General features: G+C 70.5%; 20 protein-coding genes. 2 read left to right on the top strand and 18 right to left on the bottom strand.

Annotation, left to right across the window (positions count from 1 at the left end; genetic code table 11):
* Positions 1-68: 68 nt before the first annotated feature.
* From AC3WXD_RS30285 to AC3WXD_RS30215, 15 genes are all read right to left on the bottom strand, one after another.
* On the bottom strand, positions 69-275 hold the full coding sequence (locus AC3WXD_RS30285; protein WP_492325315.1) for a LiaI-LiaF-like domain-containing protein: 207 nt from the start codon (positions 273-275) through the stop codon (positions 69-71).
* Positions 276-526: 251 nt separating this feature from the next.
* On the bottom strand, positions 527-1,474 hold the full coding sequence (locus AC3WXD_RS30280) for a CysB family HTH-type transcriptional regulator (RefSeq protein ID WP_020202699.1): 948 nt from the start codon (positions 1,472-1,474) through the stop codon (positions 527-529).
* The gene (locus AC3WXD_RS30275; protein ID WP_020202698.1) at positions 1,471-2,595 is read right to left on the bottom strand and encodes a sulfate/molybdate ABC transporter ATP-binding protein; all 1,125 of its coding nucleotides are present in this window, start codon (positions 2,593-2,595) and stop codon (positions 1,471-1,473) included. Before AC3WXD_RS30275 ends, AC3WXD_RS30280 begins: the two co-directional genes overlap by 4 nt.
* Positions 2,592-3,530, bottom strand: a complete 939-nt coding sequence (gene cysW, locus AC3WXD_RS30270) for a sulfate ABC transporter permease subunit CysW (protein ID WP_059412881.1) — start codon at positions 3,528-3,530, stop codon at positions 2,592-2,594. Before cysW ends, AC3WXD_RS30275 begins: the two co-directional genes overlap by 4 nt.
* 1 nt (position 3,531) lies before the next feature.
* Complete coding sequence (gene cysT, locus AC3WXD_RS30265) at positions 3,532-4,476, bottom strand: sulfate ABC transporter permease subunit CysT (RefSeq protein ID WP_020202696.1); 945 nt, start codon at positions 4,474-4,476, stop codon at positions 3,532-3,534.
* 227 nt (positions 4,477-4,703) lie between these two features.
* Complete coding sequence (locus tag AC3WXD_RS30260; protein WP_059412882.1) at positions 4,704-5,381, bottom strand: RBBP9/YdeN family alpha/beta hydrolase; 678 nt, start codon at positions 5,379-5,381, stop codon at positions 4,704-4,706.
* On the bottom strand, positions 5,378-6,286 hold the full coding sequence (locus AC3WXD_RS30255) for an EAL domain-containing protein (RefSeq protein WP_059412883.1): 909 nt from the start codon (positions 6,284-6,286) through the stop codon (positions 5,378-5,380). Before AC3WXD_RS30255 ends, AC3WXD_RS30260 begins: the two co-directional genes overlap by 4 nt.
* Positions 6,287-6,324: 38 nt before the next feature.
* Positions 6,325-6,540: a TOBE domain-containing protein gene (locus AC3WXD_RS30250; protein WP_006161487.1), complete on the bottom strand. Its 216-nt coding sequence runs from the start codon at positions 6,538-6,540 to the stop codon at positions 6,325-6,327.
* A gap of 208 nt (positions 6,541-6,748) precedes the next feature.
* A complete protein-coding gene (locus AC3WXD_RS30245; RefSeq protein WP_020202693.1) occupies positions 6,749-7,606 on the bottom strand; it encodes an ATP-binding cassette domain-containing protein in 858 nt (285 codons plus the stop codon).
* A gap of 23 nt (positions 7,607-7,629) precedes the next feature.
* A complete protein-coding gene (gene ssuC / locus AC3WXD_RS30240; protein WP_020202692.1) occupies positions 7,630-8,439 on the bottom strand; it encodes an aliphatic sulfonate ABC transporter permease SsuC in 810 nt (269 codons plus the stop codon).
* 11 nt (positions 8,440-8,450) lie between these two features.
* Complete coding sequence (ssuD, locus tag AC3WXD_RS30235) at positions 8,451-9,614, bottom strand: FMNH2-dependent alkanesulfonate monooxygenase (RefSeq protein WP_492325314.1); 1,164 nt, start codon at positions 9,612-9,614, stop codon at positions 8,451-8,453.
* Between the two features lie 89 nt (positions 9,615-9,703).
* Complete coding sequence (locus tag AC3WXD_RS30230) at positions 9,704-10,738, bottom strand: sulfonate ABC transporter substrate-binding protein (RefSeq protein WP_454731710.1); 1,035 nt, start codon at positions 10,736-10,738, stop codon at positions 9,704-9,706.
* 144 nt (positions 10,739-10,882) lie between these two features.
* Positions 10,883-11,533 carry an NADPH-dependent FMN reductase gene (gene ssuE / locus AC3WXD_RS30225; RefSeq protein ID WP_020202689.1) on the bottom strand — a complete coding sequence of 217 codons (651 nt, stop codon included), beginning with the start codon at positions 11,531-11,533 and terminating at the stop codon, positions 10,883-10,885.
* 81 nt (positions 11,534-11,614) lie between these two features.
* Complete coding sequence (locus AC3WXD_RS30220; protein ID WP_020202688.1) at positions 11,615-12,622, bottom strand: sulfate ABC transporter substrate-binding protein; 1,008 nt, start codon at positions 12,620-12,622, stop codon at positions 11,615-11,617.
* A gap of 263 nt (positions 12,623-12,885) precedes the next feature.
* Positions 12,886-13,842 carry a TIGR03571 family LLM class oxidoreductase gene (locus AC3WXD_RS30215; protein WP_492325313.1) on the bottom strand — a complete coding sequence of 319 codons (957 nt, stop codon included), beginning with the start codon at positions 13,840-13,842 and terminating at the stop codon, positions 12,886-12,888.
* A gap of 147 nt (positions 13,843-13,989) precedes the next feature.
* Between AC3WXD_RS30215 and AC3WXD_RS30210 the strand changes: the two genes are divergently transcribed.
* Positions 13,990-15,573 (top strand): Fic family protein, encoded by a 1,584-nt coding sequence (locus AC3WXD_RS30210; RefSeq protein WP_492325312.1) that lies wholly within the window; start codon positions 13,990-13,992, stop codon positions 15,571-15,573.
* Positions 15,574-15,830: 257 nt separating this feature from the next.
* Here the strand turns inward: AC3WXD_RS30210 and AC3WXD_RS30205 are convergent, their stop codons facing one another.
* The 3 genes from AC3WXD_RS30205 to tam form a co-directional block, all read right to left on the bottom strand.
* The gene (locus AC3WXD_RS30205; RefSeq protein WP_492325311.1) at positions 15,831-16,730 is read right to left on the bottom strand and encodes a lysophospholipid acyltransferase family protein; all 900 of its coding nucleotides are present in this window, start codon (positions 16,728-16,730) and stop codon (positions 15,831-15,833) included.
* A 94-nt stretch (positions 16,731-16,824) separates the two neighbouring features.
* Positions 16,825-17,205, bottom strand: coding sequence for a DUF427 domain-containing protein (locus AC3WXD_RS30200; protein WP_020202684.1), 381 nt, complete (start codon positions 17,203-17,205; stop codon positions 16,825-16,827).
* Between the two features lie 115 nt (positions 17,206-17,320).
* The gene (gene tam / locus AC3WXD_RS30195; protein WP_020202683.1) at positions 17,321-18,091 is read right to left on the bottom strand and encodes a trans-aconitate 2-methyltransferase; all 771 of its coding nucleotides are present in this window, start codon (positions 18,089-18,091) and stop codon (positions 17,321-17,323) included.
* Positions 18,092-18,484: 393 nt separating this feature from the next.
* On the opposite strand from tam, the gene AC3WXD_RS30190 reads away from it, so the two are divergent.
* Positions 18,485-20,151 (top strand): methyl-accepting chemotaxis protein (locus AC3WXD_RS30190; protein WP_492325310.1); only part of this gene is annotated, 1,667 nt, incomplete at its 3' end.

Below are 20,151 nucleotides of genomic sequence, written 5' to 3'. Positions count from 1 at the left end.
CGGCCTCCGTGCATGCCCGCCCACCCCGGCACGCAGGCACGCGCTGCGCAGCCATGCAGGGCGAGCGCTCACGGCCGCGGCTCCCGCCGCGCGGCGCGGCGCGGCACCAGCCGGCGCGCAAGCAGCCCGGCGCCGAGCGCGACCAGGATCAGCGGCCAGCCGTCGCGAACGGCGCGCGCGGGCAGCATGCCGGCGTTGCGCGCCAGGAACAGCGCGCCCAGCGCGATCAGGATGATGGGGAGCAGCAGCCCCCTGCCGCCACGGCCTCGTGTCATGTTGCGCTCGCCTCGTTCGTCTTTCCGCGGGCGTGTCGCCGCATGCTGCGGCGCCGGAGTGATCCGCCACGTACTGCACGAACTGTACGCCTGCCGCGTGCATGGCGGAAGTGGCGTGCGACGAATGGAGGATCGGGGGCGCGAAGCGCGAGGATGCGGCGCGAGCGGCACCGCCGGATACGGCGCCGCCGCCAGTGACGGCGGCGGCGCAACAGCCCGGAGAACGTGCGCGCCGTGGCCGGCGCCGGCGCTCAGGCCTCGACCGCGGGGCCGCCGGCCGGCTCGGACAGCGCGTTGCTGACCGTGTCGCGCGACAGGTGCGGCGCGAACATGTTGATGAAGGCGTGCGCGTAGCCGCGCAGGTAGGCGCCGCGGCGCACGGCCACGCTGGTGGTGTTGGGCTCGAACAGGTGGTCGGCCGAGATCCGCACCAGGCCGGCATCCTTGCGCTCGTCGTAGGCCATCGAGGCGATGATGCCCACGCCCAGGTCCAGCTCGGCGTAGGTCTTGATCACGTCGGCGTCCATCGCGGTCAGCACGATCTCCGGCTGCAGGCCGGCGGCGGCGAACGCGCCGTCGATCTTGCGGCGGCCGGTGAAGCCGGCGTCGTAGGTGATGATCGGGAAGCCGGCGATGTCTTCCAGCGTCGGCTCGGGCACATGCGTGAGCGGATGCCCGGGCGACACCACCAGCACGTGCTGCCAGCTATAGGCCTCGAACGAGGTCAGGCCGGCCTCGCTGGCCACCGCCTCGGTGGCGATGCCGATGTCCGCCTGCCCGGTCAGCAGCAGCTCCACGATATGCGCCGGCGAGGCTTCCTGCAGCGCCAGCGTCACGTGCGGATAGGCGCGGCGGAAACTCTGCACCACCTTGGGCAGCGCGTAGCGCGCCTGGGTGTGGGTGGTCGCCACGGTCAGCCGGCCGGTGTGGCGCCCGGCGAACTCGTCGCCGGCCTGGCGCAGGTTCTCGGCCTCGAGCAGCAGCCGCTCCACGATCCGCACGATCTCGCGGCCGGGCTCGGTCAGGCCGGTCAGGCGCTTGCCGTAGCGCTCGAAGATTTCCACCCCGAGCTCTTCCTCGAGCTCGCGGATCTGGCGCGACACGCCGGGCTGCGAGGTATAGAGCGCGTTGGCGACCTCGGTCAGGTTGAACTGGCGGCGCACCGCCTCGCGGATCGAACGCAGTTGCTGGAAGTTCATTGTGCGGCTCCTGCGGGCGCGGGCTTGGCCGGCGCGCGGGTTGACGATTCGGATTGGACAAAGACGCGCAGCTGGCGCGGCCGCACCGCGAGCAGCTCGCCTTCGCGGAAGCCCTGGTGGCGGAAGCGCTCGAGCGGCAGGGCCACCTCGATCACTTCCTGGTTGTCCTCGCGCTCGAGCTCGAGCTGGGCCACCGGGCCGAGCGTAAGCGCGCGGCGCAGGGTCACGGCGATGCCCTCGGCGCCCGGCGCGTAGCGCTCCAGGTCGAGGTCGTGCGGGCGCACGTAGGCGACCGCGTCGCCGGCGGTCTCGTGGCCGCTGCCGACCACCGGCAGGATCGCCTCGCCGGTGTGCAGCAGGCCGCCACGCTCGCCCACTTCCAGGCGGCCGTGGAACAGGTTGACGTTGCCGAGGAAGCCGAACACGAACGGCGTGGCCGGGTGGTTGTAGACCGCCTCGGGCGTGCCGGCCTGCTCCACGTGGCCGCGGTTCATCAGCACCACCTGGTCGGCCACCTCGAGCGCCTCTTCCTGGTCGTGGGTGACGAACACGCTGGTCACGTGCAGCTCGTCGTGCAGGCGGCGCAGCCAGCGGCGCAGTTCCTTGCGCACCTTGGCGTCGAGCGCGCCGAACGGCTCGTCGAGCAGCAGCACGCGCGGCTCCACCGCCAGCGCGCGGGCCAGCGCGATGCGCTGGCGCTGGCCGCCGGACAACTGCGGCGGATAGCGGTCGGCCAGCCAGTCGAGCTGCACCAGCTCCAGCAACGAGCGCACCTTCTCACGGATCTGCGCCTCGGCCGGGCGCTCGCCGCGCGGCTTCACGCGCAGGCCGAAGGCCACGTTCTCGAACACCGTCATGTGCTTGAACAGCGCGTAGTGCTGGAACACGAAGCCCACCTGGCGCTGGCGCACGTGCTGGTTGGAGGCATCGCGGCCTTCCAGCAGGACCTGGCCCGCGTCGGCGCGCTCCAGCCCGGCGATGATGCGCAGCAGGGTGGTCTTGCCGCAGCCCGAGGGTCCCAGCAGCGCCGTCAGCTGGCCTTCGTCGAAATCGAGCGAGACGTCGTCGAGCGCGACGAAATTGCCGAAGCGCTTCTGCACATTCCTGACCTGGATGCTCATGATGCCTGTCCTTGCAAATTGCCCGCGCCCGGGTTCTCCGGCGCGATATTCTCGTCTTCGGCGTGCTCGCGGCGCGCCCGGTATTCCACCAGCGTCTTGATGCCGAGCGTGACCAGCGCCAGCAGCGTCAGCAGCGAGGCCACCGCGAAGGCCGCCGCGAAGTTGTATTCGTTGTAGAGGATCTCCACGTGCAGCGGCATGGTGTTGGTCAGCCCGCGGATGTGGCCCGACACCACCGACACCGCGCCGAACTCGCCCATCGCCCGCGCGTTGCACAGGATCACGCCGTACAACAGGCCCCAGCGGATGTTGGGCAGCGTGATGCGGCGGAAGGTCTGCCAGCCGGACGCGCCCAGCACGATGGCGGCCTCTTCCTCCTCGCTGCCCTGCGCCTGCATCAGCGGGATCAGCTCGCGCGCGACGAACGGGAAGGTCACGAAGATGGTGGCCAGCACGATGCCCGGCACCGCGAACATGATCTTGATGTCGTGCGCTTCCAGCCACGGCCCGAGCCAGCCCTGCGCGCCGAACAGCAGCACGTAGACCAGCCCCGAGATCACCGGCGAGACCGAAAACGGCAGGTCGATCAGCGTGGTCAGCAGGTTCTTGCCGCGGAACTCGAACTTGGCGATGGCCCATGCCGCCGACACGCCGAACACCACGTTGAGCGGCACCGCGATGGCGGCCACCAGCAGCGTGAGCTGGATCGCGGCCACCGCGTCGGGCTCGACCAGCGAATCGAAATAGGTCTGCACGCCCTTGCGCAGCGCCTCGTAGAACACCGAGGCCAGCGGGATGAACAGGAACAGCGCGAGGAACAGGACCGCGACCGTGATCAGCGTGTAGCGCACCCACGGCGCTTCCGCGGTGGCGTCCGCGAAATGCGCGGCGGGCTGGGCGCGGCCGCCCAGGCCCTTGGTGACGATGCCGGCCATCTCAGCTCTCCTGTTCCTGCGCCGCGGCGGCGCGCCCGGCCGTGTGGTGGCGGCGCGTCCATGCCTGCAGCACGTTGATGAGCAGCAGCAGCGCGAACGAGATCACCAGCATCACCACCGCCACCGCGGTGGCGCCCGCGTAGTCGTATTGCTCCAGCTTCGAATAGATCATCAGCGGCGCGATCTCGGAGACCATCGGCATGTTGCCGGAGATGAACACCACCGAGCCGTACTCGCCGGTGGCGCGCGCGAACGACAGCGCGAAGCCGGTCAGCAGCGCCGGCAGGATGGTCGGCAGAATCACCCGCGCGAAGGTCTGCAGGCGCGTGGCGCCGAGGCTGGCGGCGGCCTCTTCCAGCTCCTGCTCCGCGTCCTCCAGCACCGGCTGCACCGTGCGCACCACGAACGGCAGCCCGATGAAGGTCAGCGCCACCACCACGCCCAGCGGGGTGAACGCCACCTTGATGCCGAGCGGCTCCAGGTAGCGGCCGATCCAGCCGTTGCCGGCATACAGCGCGGTCAGCGCGATACCGGCCACCGCGGTCGGCAGCGCGAACGGCAGGTCCACCAGCGCGTCGATCAGGCGCTTGCCCGGAAAGCGGTAGCGCACCAGCACCCACGCCACCACGAGGCCGAACACAGTATTGACGATGGCGGCGATCAGCGAGGCGCCGAAGCTCAGCTCCAGCGAGGCCACCACGCGCGGTGCCGTCACCGCGCCCCAGAACGCTTCCCAGCTCATGGTGAAGGTCTTGAGGAAGGTGGCCGACAGCGGGATCAGGACGATCAGCGTCAGGTAGAACAGCGTGAAGCCCAGCGACAGGCCGAAGCCGGGCAGCACCGTGAAATGCCGCCGGCTGGTCTTGCCGGGCAGGCGTCCGTGCGCCTGCGGGGCATCCGGCCGGGCCGGGGGCGGGTTGTCCGCCAGGGAAATCGAGGGAGGCATATCGTCTCGTGAGCGCCGTCTGTATCCGCCCGCGCCCTGCCCGTCACGCGCGCACCGGCTGCGCGCGCCTGGCAGGCGCACTGGGCGGCCGGGCTTGCAGGGGGCGGAACGGGAAACCGCTGGCGGCTTCTTTATGACGCCGGCGCATAACGCACCGGCCTACGAGACAAATTCTGCAGATACGTCCTTATAAACAGAACGAATATTTGCGTATTTTCTTAGACGTTTTAGATATAAGGGATGGTCGAGGACACTTCCACCTCAGCATCCCACGGCCCGGCGCGGTCTCCAGCCAGGCCGGCGCTGCCTTGCGCCTCGATGCGCTGGATCAGGGTATCGAGCAGGGCCAGCCCCGCCGGCCACTGGCCCAGGCCGGAATCGGCATTGATGTGACCCAGCGTGCCCGCGTCGTGCAGTTCGCTGCCCCACAACGTGCCCCAGCTGAACGCGGTGCGCTGCTGCATCCAGGGATCGTTGCGGCTGGCCACGAGGATGGTCGGGAACGGCAGCCGGTGCGCCGGCAGCAGGCCGGCCACGCCGAACTTGTCCGGATCGGCCGGCGCCACCAGCAAGGCGCCGGCGATGCCCTCGGCGTCGAGCGCGGCCTGGCGCAGCGTGGCCAGGCAGCCGAAACTGTGCGCCACCAGGATGGCCCCGCGCGACGCCACGCGCTGGGCGCGCATGATGCTCTCCGAGACGCGCTCGGCCCACAGCGGCAGGCTCGGGCGCGACCAGTCGTGCTGCTCCACGCGCTGCCAGTCGGGAAAGCGCTGCTCCCAGCGGCTCTGCCAGTGGCCCGGGCCGCTGCCGTGCAGGCCGGGCACGGTGAGGATCTGCAGGCCCTTCGGCACTTTCAGCCGCACCTCGGCCGCCGGCGCGGCGGCCATCCCCTTGCTTTGCGTCATATCGGCTCCTTGCTGTACTCCAGCGGCGCGCCGCCCGGCCCGGAGCGCGCCTGCCCGCCGGCATCGCCGGCGCCGGGCGCCTCCGTGTCCGGCCGCGTCTCGCGCAGCCGGCGTGCGCTTACCGCCTCTCCGGTAAACACGCCCTGCCCGAGCACGATGCCCGCCGCCTGCAGCCGCTCGGCATGCTCGGCGTTCTGCAGCCGGCGCCCGATCAGGGTCACGCCGGCGCTGTCGGCGCTGGCCTGCAGCCCGGCGAGCTGGCGGTCGGTCCAGTTGCGGCGCATGTCGAGCTTGAGCCAATTGGGCAGCGCGTGCGCCATCAGCGCGCCGGCCTCGGCCGGGTCGGACGCCTGCAGGCTCACGGCGAAGCCGTTGCGCCGGTAGTTGCCGACCACGTGGAGCAACAGCGGCAGGTCGTCGTTGGCGCTGGCCGGCACCTGGATCACGAAGCGGTCGAGCGGCAGGCCGAGCGACTGCAGCGCGCGCCGGAACGCCGCGCCGTGGTCGTCCGCGACCGCGGCCAGCAGCCGGTTGTGCACGTTGAGCACCAGCTTGCGGTCGCCGTCCGCGGCGAAATAGTTGATCGCGTGCACCAGCCGCGAGAGCCGGTCGAGCGACACCAGCGAGGCGTCGTCGGCCGCCATCGCGAACAGCTTCCACGCCGCCAGCCCCACGCCGTCGCCGGCATAGGTGCGCAGCGTGCCTTCGTGCGCCACCACGTCGCGGCTCGACAGGGTGATGAGCGGCTCGAAGGCGCTGGTCAGCGAACAGTTGTAGAACTGGCCCTGCACCTGGCCGTGCTCGTCCCGCCATAGCTGGCGGTCGCTGCCGGGTTGCCGCGGCAGTCCGTCCAGGTAATGCGTGAGGGCTGCCAGCCCCACGCCTGCTTCATCCGCGCTTGCCATGACGAATTCCTTTTGCGCCTGCCGCCTGAGGCGGGGCCTCAGAGCTTGGCCAGCGAAACCTCGGTGGCCTTGACCAGGGCAACCACTTCGCTGCCGATGGTGAGGCCGAGATCCTTGACCGAGCGGGTGGTGATGACCGAGGTGACGATGCCGGCCGGCGTCTCGACGTCGACTTCCGAGACCACCGGGCCTTCGATGATGGCGGCGACCTTGCCGCGGAACTGGTTGCGAACGTTGATGGCTTGAATGCTCATGATAGAAGCTCCGTTGTACGAGTGAAAATGAAGAATGCGTAAAAGATGGCGCTGAGTGGCGCCCGCGGCGCGCCCGGCACGGACGCGGGATGTGCGCCGTGCCACCTGTGCCGCCTGCCGCTTCTGCCGCTTCTGCCGTTCCTGCTGCCGCTGCTGCCGCTGTTGTCCCTGCTGTCTCTGTTGTCCCTGCCCTGCCTCCCGCCGGGCGCTAGATCGCCCAGCGCACCGAATCCACGGTCCGCCCGGCCAGCCAGTCGGCCTGGCCGTCCTCACGCGGCGCCGGCTCCTCGCCGGCGCGCTGCATGACCCGGCGCAGCACCGCGTCCTCGAGCTGCGCGAAAGCCGCCGAGCCGCGCTGGCGCGGCCGCGGCAGCGCCACGCGCTGGTCCAGCGCGATGCGCCCGTCCTCGATCAGCACCACGCGGTCGGCCAGCGCCACCGCTTCCGAGACATCGTGCGTGACCAGCAGCGCGGTGAAGCCCAGGCGCTGCCACAGTCCTTCGATCAGGCCCTGCATCTCGATGCGCGTGAGCGCGTCGAGCGCGCCCAGCGGCTCGTCGAGCAGCAGCAGGCGCGGATGGTGGACCAGCGCGCGCGCCAGCGCCACGCGCTGGCGCTGGCCACCCGACAGGCGCGCCGGCCATTCGTCGGCGCGCTCGGCCAGGCCGACCTGCGCCAGCACGCGGGCCGCGTCGGCGCGGCGCGCACGCGGCAAACCCAGCGCCACGTTGTCCAGCACCTTCTTCCAGGGCAGCAGGCGCGCGTCCTGGAACATCACCCGCACTGCCTCGCGCTGCGCGCGGCCCGGCGCGTCGTCGAGCGCCACGGTGCCGCCGTCGCTGTCTTCCAGGCCCGCCACCAGCCGCAGCAAGGTGCTCTTGCCGCAGCCGCTGCGGCCCACGATGGCGAGGAACTCGCCGGGCGCGGCCTGCAGGTCGATGCCGTGCAGCACCTCGCGCCCGCCGTACTGCTTGACCACCTGCTGCACGCGCAGCGCCAGGCCGGGGACGGCCTCGCTGGCGGGAACCTCGGCCAGTGCCGCGTGTTCGATCGGATTGCTCTGCATGTCGTGTTCTCCTTGGCGCGCGCTCAATGCGCCTGGTAGCCGGGATGCCAGCGCAGCCAGAACCGCTCCAGCCCGCGCGACAGCAGGTCGGCCAGCTTGCCCAGCAGCGCGTAGAGCAGGATGCCCACCAGCACCACGTCGGTCTGCAGGAATTCGCGCGCGTTCATGGTCATGTAGCCGATGCCCGATTGCGCCGAGATGGTTTCCGCCACGATCAGGATCACCCACATCAGGCCAAGCGAGAAACGCACGCCCACCAGGATGCTGGGCAAGGCGCCCGGCAGGATCACCTCGCGGTACAGCCGCCAGCCGGACAGGCCGTAGCTGCGCGCCATCTCGATCAGGCCCGGGTCCACCGCGCGGATGCCGTGGTAGGTGTTGAGGTAGATCGGGAAGAACACGCCCAGCGAGACCAGGAACAGCTTGGCGGTCTCGTCGATGCCGAACCACAGGATCACCAGCGGGATCAGCGCCAGCGTGGGAATGTTGCGGATCATCTGCAGCGTGCTGTCGAGCAGCGTCGCGGCCGGGCGGAAGGTGCCGGTCAGCAGCCCCAGCACGAGCCCGAAGCCGCCGCCGATGGCGAAGCCGGCCGCCGCGCGCCAGCTGCTGACCCATACGTGGCGCCACAGTTCGCCGGTCACGGCCAGGCCCCACGCGGCTTTCACCACGTCGAGCGGCGCCGGCAGGATGCGGCTGGACAGCCAGCCGGCCTGCGCGGCCAGCTGCCAGCCCAGCACCAGCAGCACCGGGACCGCCCACGGCGCGGCGGCGGCCGCGGCCTGATGCAGCCACGCGATGCGGCGCGGCGGGAGTGTCGAGGGGGCGCTCATGGCGTGTCTCCTCAGCTCTGCGACGCGCGCGGCACGATGCCGGTCGCCATCACTTCGCCGAACGGGCCGGACAGCACCTTGCCCGGCAGCTTGTCCTGCACCGAGCGCGGCAGCAGCGGGAACACCAGCTCGGCGAAGCGGTAGGCTTCCTCGAGGTGCGGGTAGCCGGACAGCACGAAGGTGTCGATGCCCAGCTCGGCGTATTCCTGCATGCGCGCGGCCACGGTCCGCGCGTCGCCCACCAGCGCGGTGCCGGCGCCGCCGCGCACCAGGCCGACGCCGGCCCACAGGTTGGGGCTGATCTCCAGCTCCGCGCGCGAGCGCTTGCCGCCGCCGGCGTGCAGCGCGGCCATGCGGCGCTGGCCCTCGGAATCCATCTTGGCGAACACCGCCTGCGCGCGCGCCACGGTCTCGTCGTCGAGGTGGCTGATCAGCTGGTCGGCCGCGGCCCAGGCCTCGGCGTCGGTCTCGCGCACGATCACGTGCAGGCGGATGCCGAAGCGCACGGTACGCCCGTGGCGCGCGGCGCGCGCGCGCACGTCGGCCAGCTTCTTCGCCACGTCCTGCGGCGGCTCGCCCCAGGTCAGGTAGGTTTCGACCTGCTCGGCGGCCAGCTCGTGCGCGGCTTCCGACGAGCCGCCGAAATACACCGGCGGATGCGGCCGCTGCAGCGGCGGGTACAGGACCTTGGCGCCCTTGACCTTGAGATGCTTGCCTTCGAAGTCGACCGCGGTGCCTTCGTGGCTGGCGGCCAGCACGTCGCGCCACACGCGGATGAACTCGGCCGAGGCTTCATAGCGCTCGGCATGGTCGAGGAACAGGCCATCGCCTTCGAGCTCCGACACGTCGCCGCCGGTCACGAGGTTGACCAGCAGCCGCCCGCCGGACAGGCGGTCGAACGTGGCCGCCATGCGCGCGGCCAGCGTGGGCGCCATCAGACCCGGGCGCACCGCCACCAGGAAGCGCAGCCGGCGCGTGACCGCGGCCAGCATCGAGGCGGCCACCCACGGATCTTCGCAGGAGCGGCCGGTGGGAATCAGCACGCCTTCGTAGCCGAGGTTGTCGGCGGCGGTGGCGATCTGCTTCAGGTAATCGAAATTGACTTCGCGCGCCCCATCCGAGGTGCCGAGATAGCGGCTGTCGCCGTGCGTGGGGATGAACCAGAAAACCTGCATGTCTTCACCTGTTGAGCTTGTCGGGGGCTATGGGATCAGGGCCGTTCTGGGCGACAGCCTCGTGGAATCGCGCGCGGCCGGCGCGCCGCTCAGCGCTGCGCCTGCCAGGCGGCGTCGGCCACCTTGACCGGCTTGGGAATCAGCTTGAGCGTGTAGAACACGTCGGCGATGCGCTGCTGCTCGCCCAGCACGGCCGGCGTCACGGCCTTGGCGCCGTAGGAAAAGCGCGACACCGCCAGCGTCACCACGGCCGGGTCGAGGCCCAGTTGCGGGACCAGCACGGTCACGGCTTCCTTGGGGTTCTTCTCGGCCCAGGTGCCCAGCGTGGCGAGCTCGTCCAGGATCAGGTTGACCACGTCGGGCCGGGCCTGCGCGTAAGGGCGCGAGGCCAGGTAGAACTGGTGGTTGCTGACCACGTTCTTGCCGTCGGCGCCGCGGCCGTCGGCCAGCACGCGCGCGTCGAGCTGCTTCTCGGCGGCGGCCAGGAACGGGTCCCAGATCGCCCAGGCGTCCACCGCGCCGCGCTCGAAGGCCGCGCGCGCGTCGGCCGGGGCCAGGTAGACCGGCTGGATCTCGCTGTAGGGCACGCCGGCCTTTTCCAGCAGGCGCACCAGCAGGTAATGCACGTTCGAGCCCTTGTTCAGCGCCACGCGCTTGCCGCGCAGGTCCGCCACCGACTTGAGCGCCGAACCCTTGGGCACCACGATGGCCTCGGCCGCCGGCGCGGGCGGCTCGTTGCCGATGTAGGCCAGTTGCGCGCCGGCGGCCTGCGCGAAGATCGGCGGGGCTTCGCCCACGGTGCCGAAATCGATGGCGCCCACGTTCAGGCCTTCGAGCAGTTGCGGGCCGGCCGGGAACTCCGTCCACCTGACCGCGATGCCCAGCGGCGCGAGGCGCTTTTCCAGCGTGCCGCGCGCCTTGAGCAGCGTCAGCGTGCCGTACTTCTGGTAGCCGATGCGCAGCACCTTGTTGCTGGTGTCCTGCGCCTGCGCGCGGCCGGGCAGCAGCGCATAGGCCAGGCCGGTGGCGGCCACCAGCGCGGCCAGCAGCAGGCGGCGCTTGAGGCTGGCGCCGGCGGCGGGCGCGCTGTGGTGGCCGGCGGGCGTGGAGATGGGCGAAGTCATGTGGAATGGTCCTGTACGAAGATGATCCTGTGCGAAGCGAAGCAAGGCGATGCGGCGCGCGCATGCCCGCCTGCCGGCCCGCAGGCGGCATGGCAATCAAGGCGCGAGGCACGCGGGCGGGCGGCAGGCGCCGCCCGCGTCAACTCAGGCGGAACATCGCCCGGCCGCGGCCGGGCGCGCGGCCGCGCGCGAGAATGCGGCGGGCGCGGTGGACGTATCCGCGCCGGCGGCCGTGCCGGGCAGCAGGTCCAGCGGCACCGCGATGCGGGCATGGGCCAGCGCCTCGCGCAGGCGCAGCACGCCTTCGGCCAGGCGCGCATCCAGCGCGGGATCAAGGCTCAGGCCTTGCGTCTCGGAATAGGCGATCTGCTGGTCCACGGCGAAGATGCCGGGCAGGATGTGGCGCGCGCCGAGCGCGGACAGCACCGGGCGCAAGGCGTAGTCGATGGCCAGCGTGTGGGCCAGGCTGCCGCCGGTGGCGATCGGCAGCACCACCTTGTCGCGCAGGCCGGTCTGGGGCAGCAGGTCGAGGAAGGTCTTGAGCAGGCCGCTGTAGGCCGCCTTGTAGACCGGCGTGGCCAGGATCACCACCTGGGCCTCGGCCACCGCGCGGGTGGCGGCGGCGATCTCGGGGTCGTCCACCCTGGCCGCCAGCAGCGCGGCGGGCGGCAGTTCCCGCAGCGCCAGGTGGCTGGTACGCTCGCCGGCGGCTTCGAGCACGCCGCGCAGATGCGTCAGCAGGTGTCCGGAGCGCGACGGTGCGGAGGGGCTGCCGGACAGGGTCAGGATGGACATCGGGCTTTCCTTGTTGGCTGGTTGGCGCAGCGGGCGCGGCGGGCGCGGCGGGTTCGGTGGGCGCCGCACTCACGCCGCCGCTTATTTCTTGCCGGGCTGGTAGATCTGGTCGAACGAGCCGCCGTCGGCGAAGTGCGCCTTCTGCGCCTTCTGCCAGCCGCCGAACTCTTCGTCGATGGTGAACAGCTTGACCTTCGGGAAGTTGGCCGCGTACTTGGCAGCGATCTTCTCGGAGATCGGGCGGTAGTAATTCTTGGCCGCGATTTCCTGGCCTTCGTCGGTGTACAGGAACTGCAGGTAGGCCTCGGCCACCTTGCGCGTGCCCTTCTTGTCCACCACCTTGTCGACCACCGCCACCGGCGGCTCGGCCAGGATCGAGATGGACGGCGCGACGATGTCGAACTTGTCCGGACCCAGTTCCTTGATGGCCAGGATCGCTTCGTTTTCCCACGCGATCAGCACGTCGCCGAGGCCGCGCTCGACGAAGGTGGTGGTCGCGCCGCGCGCGCCGGAGTCGAGCACCGGCACGTTCTTCAGCAGCGCGCCGACGAATTCCTTGGCCTTCTGCTCATTGCCGCCCGGCTGGCGCAGCGCGTAGCCCCACGCCGCCAGATAGTTCCAGCGCGCGCCGCCCGAGGTCTTCGGGTTGGGGGTGATCACCTGCACGCCCGGCTTGATCAGGTCGTTCCAGTCCTTGATGCCCTTGGGATTGCCCTTGCGCACCAGGAACACGATGGTCGAGGTATAGGGCGAGGCGTTGTGCGGCAGGCGCTTTTGCCAGTCGGCCTTGAGCAGGCCCTTCTCGGCGATGGCGTCGATGTCGTAGCCCAGCGCCAGCGTGACCACGTCCGCATCCAGCCCGTCGATCACCGAGCGCGCCTGCTTGCCCGAGCCGCCGTGCGACTGGCGGATGGTCACGGCGTCGCCGCCCTTGGCCTTCCAGGCCTTGGCGAAAGCGGCGTTGACATCCACGTACAGCTCGCGCGTGGGGTCGTACGAAACATTGAGCAGCGTGGTGTTGGCCCAGGCGACCTGGGTGGAACCGATCACGGCCAGTGCCGCGAATCCGATGGCCAGCTTGCGAATCATGTGTCTTGCTCCCGTCATCTGTCGTGAAATGGCGCCTTTGCGCCGCGTTTCATGGCCTTCCTTCGTGGGAAGGCTTGTGTCAGGGAAGAAGACTACCGACCGGCCTATCTGAAAGGAACGAATGGTTTCGCCGATCCTTGCACGTTTTCCGCATAAGATTTCGCGGAAATATGGACATGCCCGGCGCGTCATACGGGGTGCCCGCCGATGGCGCCCATGACGCCTCGCGACCGCCCTTGCCGCCCCTGCCGCCCCGTTCGCCCTCAGCCGGCGTGGAATGCCGGCAGGATCTCCGCCGCGATTTCCTCCATCACCTCGCGCGGCGCGCGCGGCGACGAACCCAGGTTGAGCGTGACGTGGTGCGTGCCGCTGTCGCGCATCCCGGCAAGCACGGCGGCCAGCCCGCGCCGCCCGGTGCGGTAGCCGAGCGGGATGGCCGCGGGCGGCGCGCCGGGATCGTCGGCGAGGTCGAGCTGCATGGCCACGCCGAACGCGCGGAACTGCCCCGGCGCGGCGCGCTCGACCGCCGCGCGCCACATGCGGTAGCGCTCGCGCTGCACCGCCGGCTCGCGGTGGTACGTCATCCAGCCGATGGCATGGCGCGCGATCCAGTCGACGCTCTGCCCGCCGGAGCCGACCGCGAGCAGCGGAATCGGCTGCGCGAGTTCCGGCAGCAGGAAGAAGGCTTCGGCGCCGCCCGCCTCGCCTTCGGCAACGAGGTCCGGCACCACGCGGGAGGGCCTGGCCACCGCCGCCGCGACGGTCTGCCAGTGGCGCAGATACAGATCGCGCCGCGCCGCCGTGTCCTGCCCGAAGGCGGCATATTCGGCCGGCCGGTCCCCGGAACCCAGGCCGAGGATGAAGCGGCCCTGCGACAGCGCCGCCACCGATACCGCCGCCTTGGCCACATGCAGCGGGTGGCGCAGCGTGAGCACGATGGCGCCGCTGACCAGCGCGATGCGCCCGGTCCGCGCGGCCAGCGCGCCGAGGAAGACCCAGGGATCGAGATGCCCGACCGGATCGGGATAGGCGGCGCTGTTCAGCGGCACGTCGCGCACCCACAGCGCGCGAAAGCCGAGCGCGTCCGCGTGCGCGGCCAGGCTCAACTGCTCCCCGAAATCCGCGACGATGCGGCCCGCGCCCAGCAGCGGCAGCGTCAGGCCGACCGAGAGCCGGTCCGGCGCGAACGGCGCGGGCGCCACATTTCCACTCGATGTCATGCATGCCCTCCCCGCAGAAAATCAAATTTGCGCAAACCCGAGGATTTATAATCCATTTTGCTCACCCGAAATCGGCGGACACCCCAAAGACCCGCCGATGATCGTTTTTGCGCCGAGGCCGGCGCGTCAACCTACCGGAACCTGCACATGCCTGACCTGCCTGATGACCCGGCCGGTGCCGCCTGGCTGGCCACGCACTACAGTGTGATGCCCTTGGCACGGCTGCCCGTGCTCAGCCGGATCGGCGGACGGCGCGCCAGCGAAGCCAACGACGGCTACCGGCTGGAGACCTACCCCGAAACCATGCGCCCGGCGGACGAAGCCGCGGCGCACCTGCAGTTTCACCTGCGGCACGAAGTGCCACAACTGGAATTCCTCGCGCGCTTGTTCACCCGCTCGGGTCCCGGCTTCGTCCAGGACTGGGTGATGGCCGAGCCCACCGGGCAATATGCCCGCCGCGCGGCCTTCTTGTACGAGTGGCTGACCGGCGACCATCTGCAGGTGCCCGAGCGGTTGGCCGGCAATTATGTCGACGTGCTCGACGATGCCAAGCTGGTCGCCGCGTCGGCTGGCCAGATCGTGAAGACCCAGCGTTGGCGCATCAACGACAACCTGCCCGGGACGCGCCACTTCTGCCCGACGCTGGTGAAGACCGAGGCCTTCCAGCAGGCCGCGGCACTGGACGTGCGCCGGCTGTTCGACGATCTGGCCAACGAGTTCGGCGAAGACCTGCTCATGCGTGCCGCCGCCTGGATGACCTTGAGAGAAAGCAAGGCCAGCTTTGCCATCGAGGGAGAGGCCGATCGCACGACCCGCATCCAGCGCTTCGCCGACGTGATGGCGCGGCGCACCGCTCAGGGCGAGCAGCCCCTGGCGGACGCCGCCGTAGCCGAACTGCAGCGCGACATTCTCGGCAACACGACCACGCTGACGCATTTCGGCCTGCGGCAGTCGCCGGTGTTCGTGGGGGAAACGGTCCGCTTCAATGAAGTCGTGCATTACGTCGCCCCGGTCCAGGAAGATGTGCCCGCCATGCTGGAGGGACTGCGGATCTTCCTGGCGCGCACGCGCGGCCAGTCGCCGGTGATGCGTAGCGCCGTTGCCGCCTTCGGCTTTGTCTATATACACCCGCTGGCCGATGGAAATGGCCGGGTTCACCGCTTCCTGATCAACGACGTGCTGCGGCGGGACAACGTCATTCCCGAACCGGTCATTCTGCCCGTATCCGCGGCGATTCTGGACGATGCGGCAGGCCGCCGCGACTACGACAGGGTGCTGGACCAGGTGTCCGGACCACTCATGCAGGGCGTGCGCGACTACGTATCGTTCGAATCCACGCAGACCACGTATCCGGACGGCGTCGTATCGAACTTCGCCTTCACGGGCGCCGACCCGGCCAGGCCCCTGTGGCGCTATCCCGATCTCGGCCCCCATGTGTTGTACTTGTCCGACCTCATCGCACGCACACTCACCGAGCAGATGCGCGAAGAATCGCGCTACCTGCGCAGTCACGCGCAGGCCCGCCGCGCGCTCAAGGAAATCGTCGAAATGCCGGACCACCAGGCCGACCGCGTGTTGCGCTCGATCGAGCAGAACCAGGGCCAGCTCAGCAACGCGCTCGCTAAGGAAATTCCCGTGCTTCGGCAACCCGGCATATGGCCGGCGATCGTCGAAGCCGTCGCCGCGGCGTTTCGCGACGGCGCGCAGGCCGCGCAAGCGCGCCACACCTGACCAGACCGCACAAGATGGACCGCCAAAGAAAAAAGCCCGCCCCACTTGCGTGGCGCGGGCTAAGTTTCCGTACTTGGAAACGGGTAGACAAGTCATGAAGAGCGCCCCCGCATCTCCATGACGGAAACCATCTTAGCGGGACGGCTCGCGGCGGCCATTGACCCACGTCAAACGCATGTCGGGAGCGGAAATTTCCGTCGGCGCGGCGGTTGTGCCGCCTGCGGCGCTTGCCGTGGCACTTCCGGCTCCCCCGGCGCCTACAGCGCCTCCGGCACGCCCGGCTCCGCCTCGACCGGCGCGGGCGGTGCGCCCGGTGGCACCTTGTAGCGGTTGTAGCTCCACAGGTATTGCTGCGGAAAGCGCCGGATCAGCCGTTCCATCTCGGCGTTGAGCAGCGCCGCCTGCGCCGGCGCCGCGGCCGGCAGTTCGGGCAGGCGCACGTAGTGCATGCGCCAGCCGCGCCCTTGCGGCAGCCGCTCGCCCGCGGCCAGGATGATCGGCACGCCGGTCTGCATGGCGAGCTTGCCCGGCAGCGTCATGGTGTAGGCCAGGCGGCCGAAGAACGGCACCCACACGCCATCGCCGAAGCTCGGCGCCTGGTCCGGCAGCAGCCCGACCGCGTTGCCCTGGCGCAGCGCCCGCACGAAGGCGCGCACGCCCTGCGAGGTGGCCGGCACCACCTGCAGGCCCGACATGCCGCGCGCGGCATCCAGCAGCGGCGCCATGATGTCCTTGCGCGGCGGGCGGAACATCACGGTCAGCGGCAGGCGCTGGGCGGTGTAGCGCGCGGTGATCTCGAAGCAGCCCAGGTGCGGCGTCAGGAACAGGATGCCGCGGCCGTCGTCGACGGCGTCCTGCACCACCTGCCAGTCGTCGGTGACCACCTGGCCCACGCTCTGCTGGGTGCGGAACCAGACCCGCGGCAGTTCCATGATCATGGCGCCGGCTTCGCCGGCGGCGTGGCGCGCGAAGGCGGGATCCGCATAGCCGGCGATGGCGGCGTTGGCGCGCAGGCGCTCGCGGTAGCGGCCCGGCGCCGCGTAGGCCAGCTTGCCGAGCAGGCGCCCGGTGGCCTGCAGCAGTGGCAGCGGCAGCCTGGCAAGCAGCCGGAACAAGATGGGCAGCGCACCTGCCCCGTGCCGAAAATGGTCATCCATGTTGTCATCAGTTCGTCGGTGCGTGGCTGTCGCCACGCGCATTCATGCATTCAAGCACTTGCAGCGGGTCCTGTGCAGATTGATCGGCCGGCGCTCAGCCGGCGGTGACTTCGATGCTGTCGACCCTGGCCGGGTCGAACGCGAGATAGCCGGCGATCTGCGCCACGGCCGCGTAGGGATGCTCGTAGGTCCACACCGCGCGGGCGGCGCGCGCGCCGCCCGCGGGAATACTGTAGTAGGCGCAATCGCCCTTGTACGGGCAATAGGTGGCATGGTCGGTGCGCTCCAGGCGCGCCATGTCCACGTCCGCGCGCGGCACGTACTGCACCGCCGGGTAGGACGCCTCGCACAGCGTCAGCGCCGCGCGGGTATCGGCCACCACCGCGCCGCCGGCCCTGACGACGACGCGCCCGGGATTGGCGGCGATCGTGATCGGGTGATCGGGGCCGGGAATCTTGACTGTTTTCGTGTTCATGGGGAAGGTCTCCGGGTGCGGGCTGGCGCCATGTCCGCAATGTTACTTCGATGCCGGCGCCAGCGCAGCCCGGCGCCCCGGTTCGGTACCCTTTCCCGCGCCGGCCCGGCCCGCCTCAGCGCGTCGCCACGATGAAGAAGCGCGGGAACGGCAGCAGCACGGAGCCGTCGGCCAGGAGCGGGTAGGCGCGCGCCACTTCCGCCGTGTAGCGCTCGAGATAGGCGCCGCGCTGGGCTTCGTCGAGCGGATCGAGGAACGGGCGCAGGCCGGTGCCCTTGAACCATTCCACGATGGCCGCCGGGCCGCCCGCCAGCGCATGGTAGTAGGTGGTCTGCCAGACGTCGACGGTGCCGCAGTGCGCGCGCAGCAGCGCGTAATACCAGTCCGGGCGGGCCAGCGTGGTGCGCGCCTGCGCGGCGGCGGCGAGCCGGGCGGCCCACGGGCCGTCGGCGGCGACGTCGCGCATCAGGCGGTGCGCGGGCGTGTCGAGCGTGTCCGGCACCTGGATGGCGAGGCTGCCACCGGGCGCCAGCTTGGCGGCCAGCGCCGGCAGCAGGCGCTCGTGGTCGGGCAGCCATTGCAGCACCGCGTTGGCGAGGATGAGGTCGTAGGGGCCGGGGGCCTGCCAGTGCTCGATGCTGGCCACTTCGAACTGCAGCGCGGGCAGGCGCTTGCGCGCGGCGGCGATCATGTCGGCCGAGCTGTCGAGGCCGGTGACGCTGGCGCCCGGGAAGCTGGCCGCCAGCACCTCGGTCGAATTGCCGGGGCCGCAGCCGATGTCCACGGCAAGGCGCGGCGCGCGCCCCGGCACGGCGGCCAGCAGGTCGCGCACCGGGCGGGTGCGTTCGTTCTCGAATTTCACATACTGCTGGGCTGACCACGTCATTTGTGCTCCTTCGCTGTTCGTGCCTGACAAGCCGTGAGCATAGGCCCGAACGACCGCGCCTGGCGAGGCGCCGGACGCACCCGCCCGGGCCGGATTATTGTCCCGGGCGGCGGAATCATTGTCCGGCCTGACGGACAACGGCAACGACGCATGCCCGCGCCGCTCCCGCGCGGGCGCCGCCGCACGCGCCCCAATCCCTTGATTCTGCTGGGTTCCAACGCCTGCGCCGCCAGCCGCCGCCTCAGGAATACGCATAGCGCGCGGACCCGCTTCGCAGGCGCCGACGCGCGTGGGCGCGTGCCGCCGCTGCGCGCACGCGGCGGTACAGCTTCAGCCGGCATCGCCCCTGCCGTAAATACGTATTGAGATTTTCCTCAATACATGGATCAAGCAATGCTATCGAAGCTCACCATCAAGGCCCGGCTCGCCATCGCGATGTTCGTGCTTTCCCTCCTCCTGGTCGTGGTCGGGGCGCTCGGCCTGCTCGGCATGACGCGCAGCAACGAGGCCAACCACGCGACCTACGCCAACCAGTTGCCGAGCGCCATCGCCATCGCCGAGGCCGATAGCTGGCTGGGCCGCGTGCGGACCTCGCTGTTCAGCGCCGCCCTGGACCCGGCCTCGCCCCACGCCGCCGAGCTGCTGGCGCGCAACGTGAAATTCCTCAGCAACGCCGATGCCGCCTGGCAGCGCTACCTGGCGCTGCCGCGCGACGCGGAGGAAGACCGCCTGGCCCAGGAAGTGAGCGCGAAGCGCAAGGCGCTGTACGGCGCGCTCGATACCTTCACCGACGCGATCAGGTCGGGGGACCATGAGAAGATCATCGCCACCGGCGTCGCGCACACGCCGTTCTACGCCGCGCTGCAGTCCAGCGCCGAGGCGCTCAGCAAGCTGCAGACCGAGCGCGCCCGCACCAGCTACGAGGATGCCGAGGCTTCCTTCTCGCGCTTCCGCACCATCACCGTGGTCGCGCTGCTCGGCGGCCTCGCGCTTGCCGTCTACAGCTGGCTGGCGCTGCGCCGCGCCATCGCGCGGCCGCTCGAGGCCGCGCTGGAGCACTTCGAGTACATCACCGCCGGCGACCTGAGCCGCACCGTCCACGTGCACTCCCAGGACGAAATGGGCCTGTTGCTGGCGGGCATCGCGCGCATGCAGGACGGGCTGGCGCAGACCGTGCTGGCCGTGCGCACCGGCAGCGAGACCATCGCCGCGGCCACCAAGCAGATCGCCGCCGGCAACGTCGACCTGTCGTCGCGCACGGAGCAGCAGGCCGCCTCGCTGGAGCAGACCGCCGCCAGCATGGAAGAACTCACCGGCACCGTGAAGCAGAACGCCGACAACGCGCGCCAGGCCGCCTCGCTGGCCGCCACCGCGTCGGGAACCGCCAACCACGGCGGCGAGGTGATCCGCAACGTGGTCTCGACCATGAGCGAGATCAACGAAAGCTCGGCGCGCATCGCCGACATCATCAGCATCATCGAAGGCATTGCCTTCCAGACCAACATCCTGGCGCTCAACGCCGCCGTGGAAGCGGCGCGCGCCGGCGAGCAGGGCCGCGGCTTCGCGGTGGTGGCCGGCGAAGTGCGCACGCTGGCGCAGCGTTCGTCGAGCGCGGCCAAGGAGATCAAGGACCTGATCGACAAGTCCTCGGCGCGCGTCACCACCGGCACCACGCTGGTCGACCAGGCCGGCGCCACCATGACCGAGATCATCCGCGACATCCAGCGCGTGTCCGACATCATGGGCGAGATCTCGGCCGCCTCGGTCGAACAGACCAGCGGCATCGACCAGGTCGCGCGGGCGGTGAGCCAGATGGACGAAGTCACCCAGCAGAACGCCTCGCTGGTCGAGGAAGCGGCCGCGGCCGCGCAGTCGCTCGAGGAACAGGCCGGCAAGCTCAAGGACACGGTGGCCGTGTTCCGGCTCGGCGCCCAGGCCGCCGCCGGCGTGCCCGCCCGCCCCACCCTTCCCGCGCGCCGGGCCCTTCCCGCCGCAACGCGGCCGGCGGCGGTGCCGGCGCGCGCCGCCCCCCCCCCCCCCCCCCCCCCCCCCCCCCCCCC

The sequence above is a fragment of the Cupriavidus sp. FW216-B1 genome (genome assembly GCF_058789195.1).
Note: the sequence above shows the minus strand (reverse complement) of the source record. Positions and strands in the feature narration are given on the sequence as shown.

Coding starts and splice junctions, on each gene's coding strand:
- AC3WXD_RS30250 (WP_006161487.1), bottom strand. CDS start 6,540: ATGAGCATTCAAGCCATCAACGTTCGCAACCAGTTCCGCGGCAAGGTC.
- AC3WXD_RS30260 (WP_059412882.1), bottom strand. CDS start 5,381: ATGACGCAAAGCAAGGGGATGGCCGCCGCGCCGGCGGCCGAGGTGCGG.
- tam (WP_020202683.1), bottom strand. CDS start 18,091: ATGACGTGGTCAGCCCAGCAGTATGTGAAATTCGAGAACGAACGCACC.
- ssuC (WP_020202692.1), bottom strand. CDS start 8,439: ATGAGCGCCCCCTCGACACTCCCGCCGCGCCGCATCGCGTGGCTGCAT.
- AC3WXD_RS30200 (WP_020202684.1), bottom strand. CDS start 17,205: ATGAACACGAAAACAGTCAAGATTCCCGGCCCCGATCACCCGATCACG.
- AC3WXD_RS30230 (WP_454731710.1), bottom strand. CDS start 10,738: ATGACTTCGCCCATCTCCACGCCCGCCGGCCACCACAGCGCGCCCGCC.
- ssuD (WP_492325314.1), bottom strand. CDS start 9,614: ATGCAGGTTTTCTGGTTCATCCCCACGCACGGCGACAGCCGCTATCTC.
- AC3WXD_RS30210 (WP_492325312.1), top strand. CDS start 13,990: ATGCCTGACCTGCCTGATGACCCGGCCGGTGCCGCCTGGCTGGCCACG.
- cysT (WP_020202696.1), bottom strand. CDS start 4,476: ATGCCTCCCTCGATTTCCCTGGCGGACAACCCGCCCCCGGCCCGGCCG.
- AC3WXD_RS30245 (WP_020202693.1), bottom strand. CDS start 7,606: ATGCAGAGCAATCCGATCGAACACGCGGCACTGGCCGAGGTTCCCGCC.
- AC3WXD_RS30205 (WP_492325311.1), bottom strand. CDS start 16,730: ATGGATGACCATTTTCGGCACGGGGCAGGTGCGCTGCCCATCTTGTTC.
- AC3WXD_RS30255 (WP_059412883.1), bottom strand. CDS start 6,286: ATGGCAAGCGCGGATGAAGCAGGCGTGGGGCTGGCAGCCCTCACGCAT.
- ssuE (WP_020202689.1), bottom strand. CDS start 11,533: ATGTCCATCCTGACCCTGTCCGGCAGCCCCTCCGCACCGTCGCGCTCC.
- AC3WXD_RS30280 (WP_020202699.1), bottom strand. CDS start 1,474: ATGAACTTCCAGCAACTGCGTTCGATCCGCGAGGCGGTGCGCCGCCAG.
- AC3WXD_RS30215 (WP_492325313.1), bottom strand. CDS start 13,842: ATGACATCGAGTGGAAATGTGGCGCCCGCGCCGTTCGCGCCGGACCGG.
- AC3WXD_RS30220 (WP_020202688.1), bottom strand. CDS start 12,622: ATGATTCGCAAGCTGGCCATCGGATTCGCGGCACTGGCCGTGATCGGT.
- AC3WXD_RS30275 (WP_020202698.1), bottom strand. CDS start 2,595: ATGAGCATCCAGGTCAGGAATGTGCAGAAGCGCTTCGGCAATTTCGTC.
- cysW (WP_059412881.1), bottom strand. CDS start 3,530: ATGGCCGGCATCGTCACCAAGGGCCTGGGCGGCCGCGCCCAGCCCGCC.
- AC3WXD_RS30285 (WP_492325315.1), bottom strand. CDS start 275: ATGACACGAGGCCGTGGCGGCAGGGGGCTGCTGCTCCCCATCATCCTG.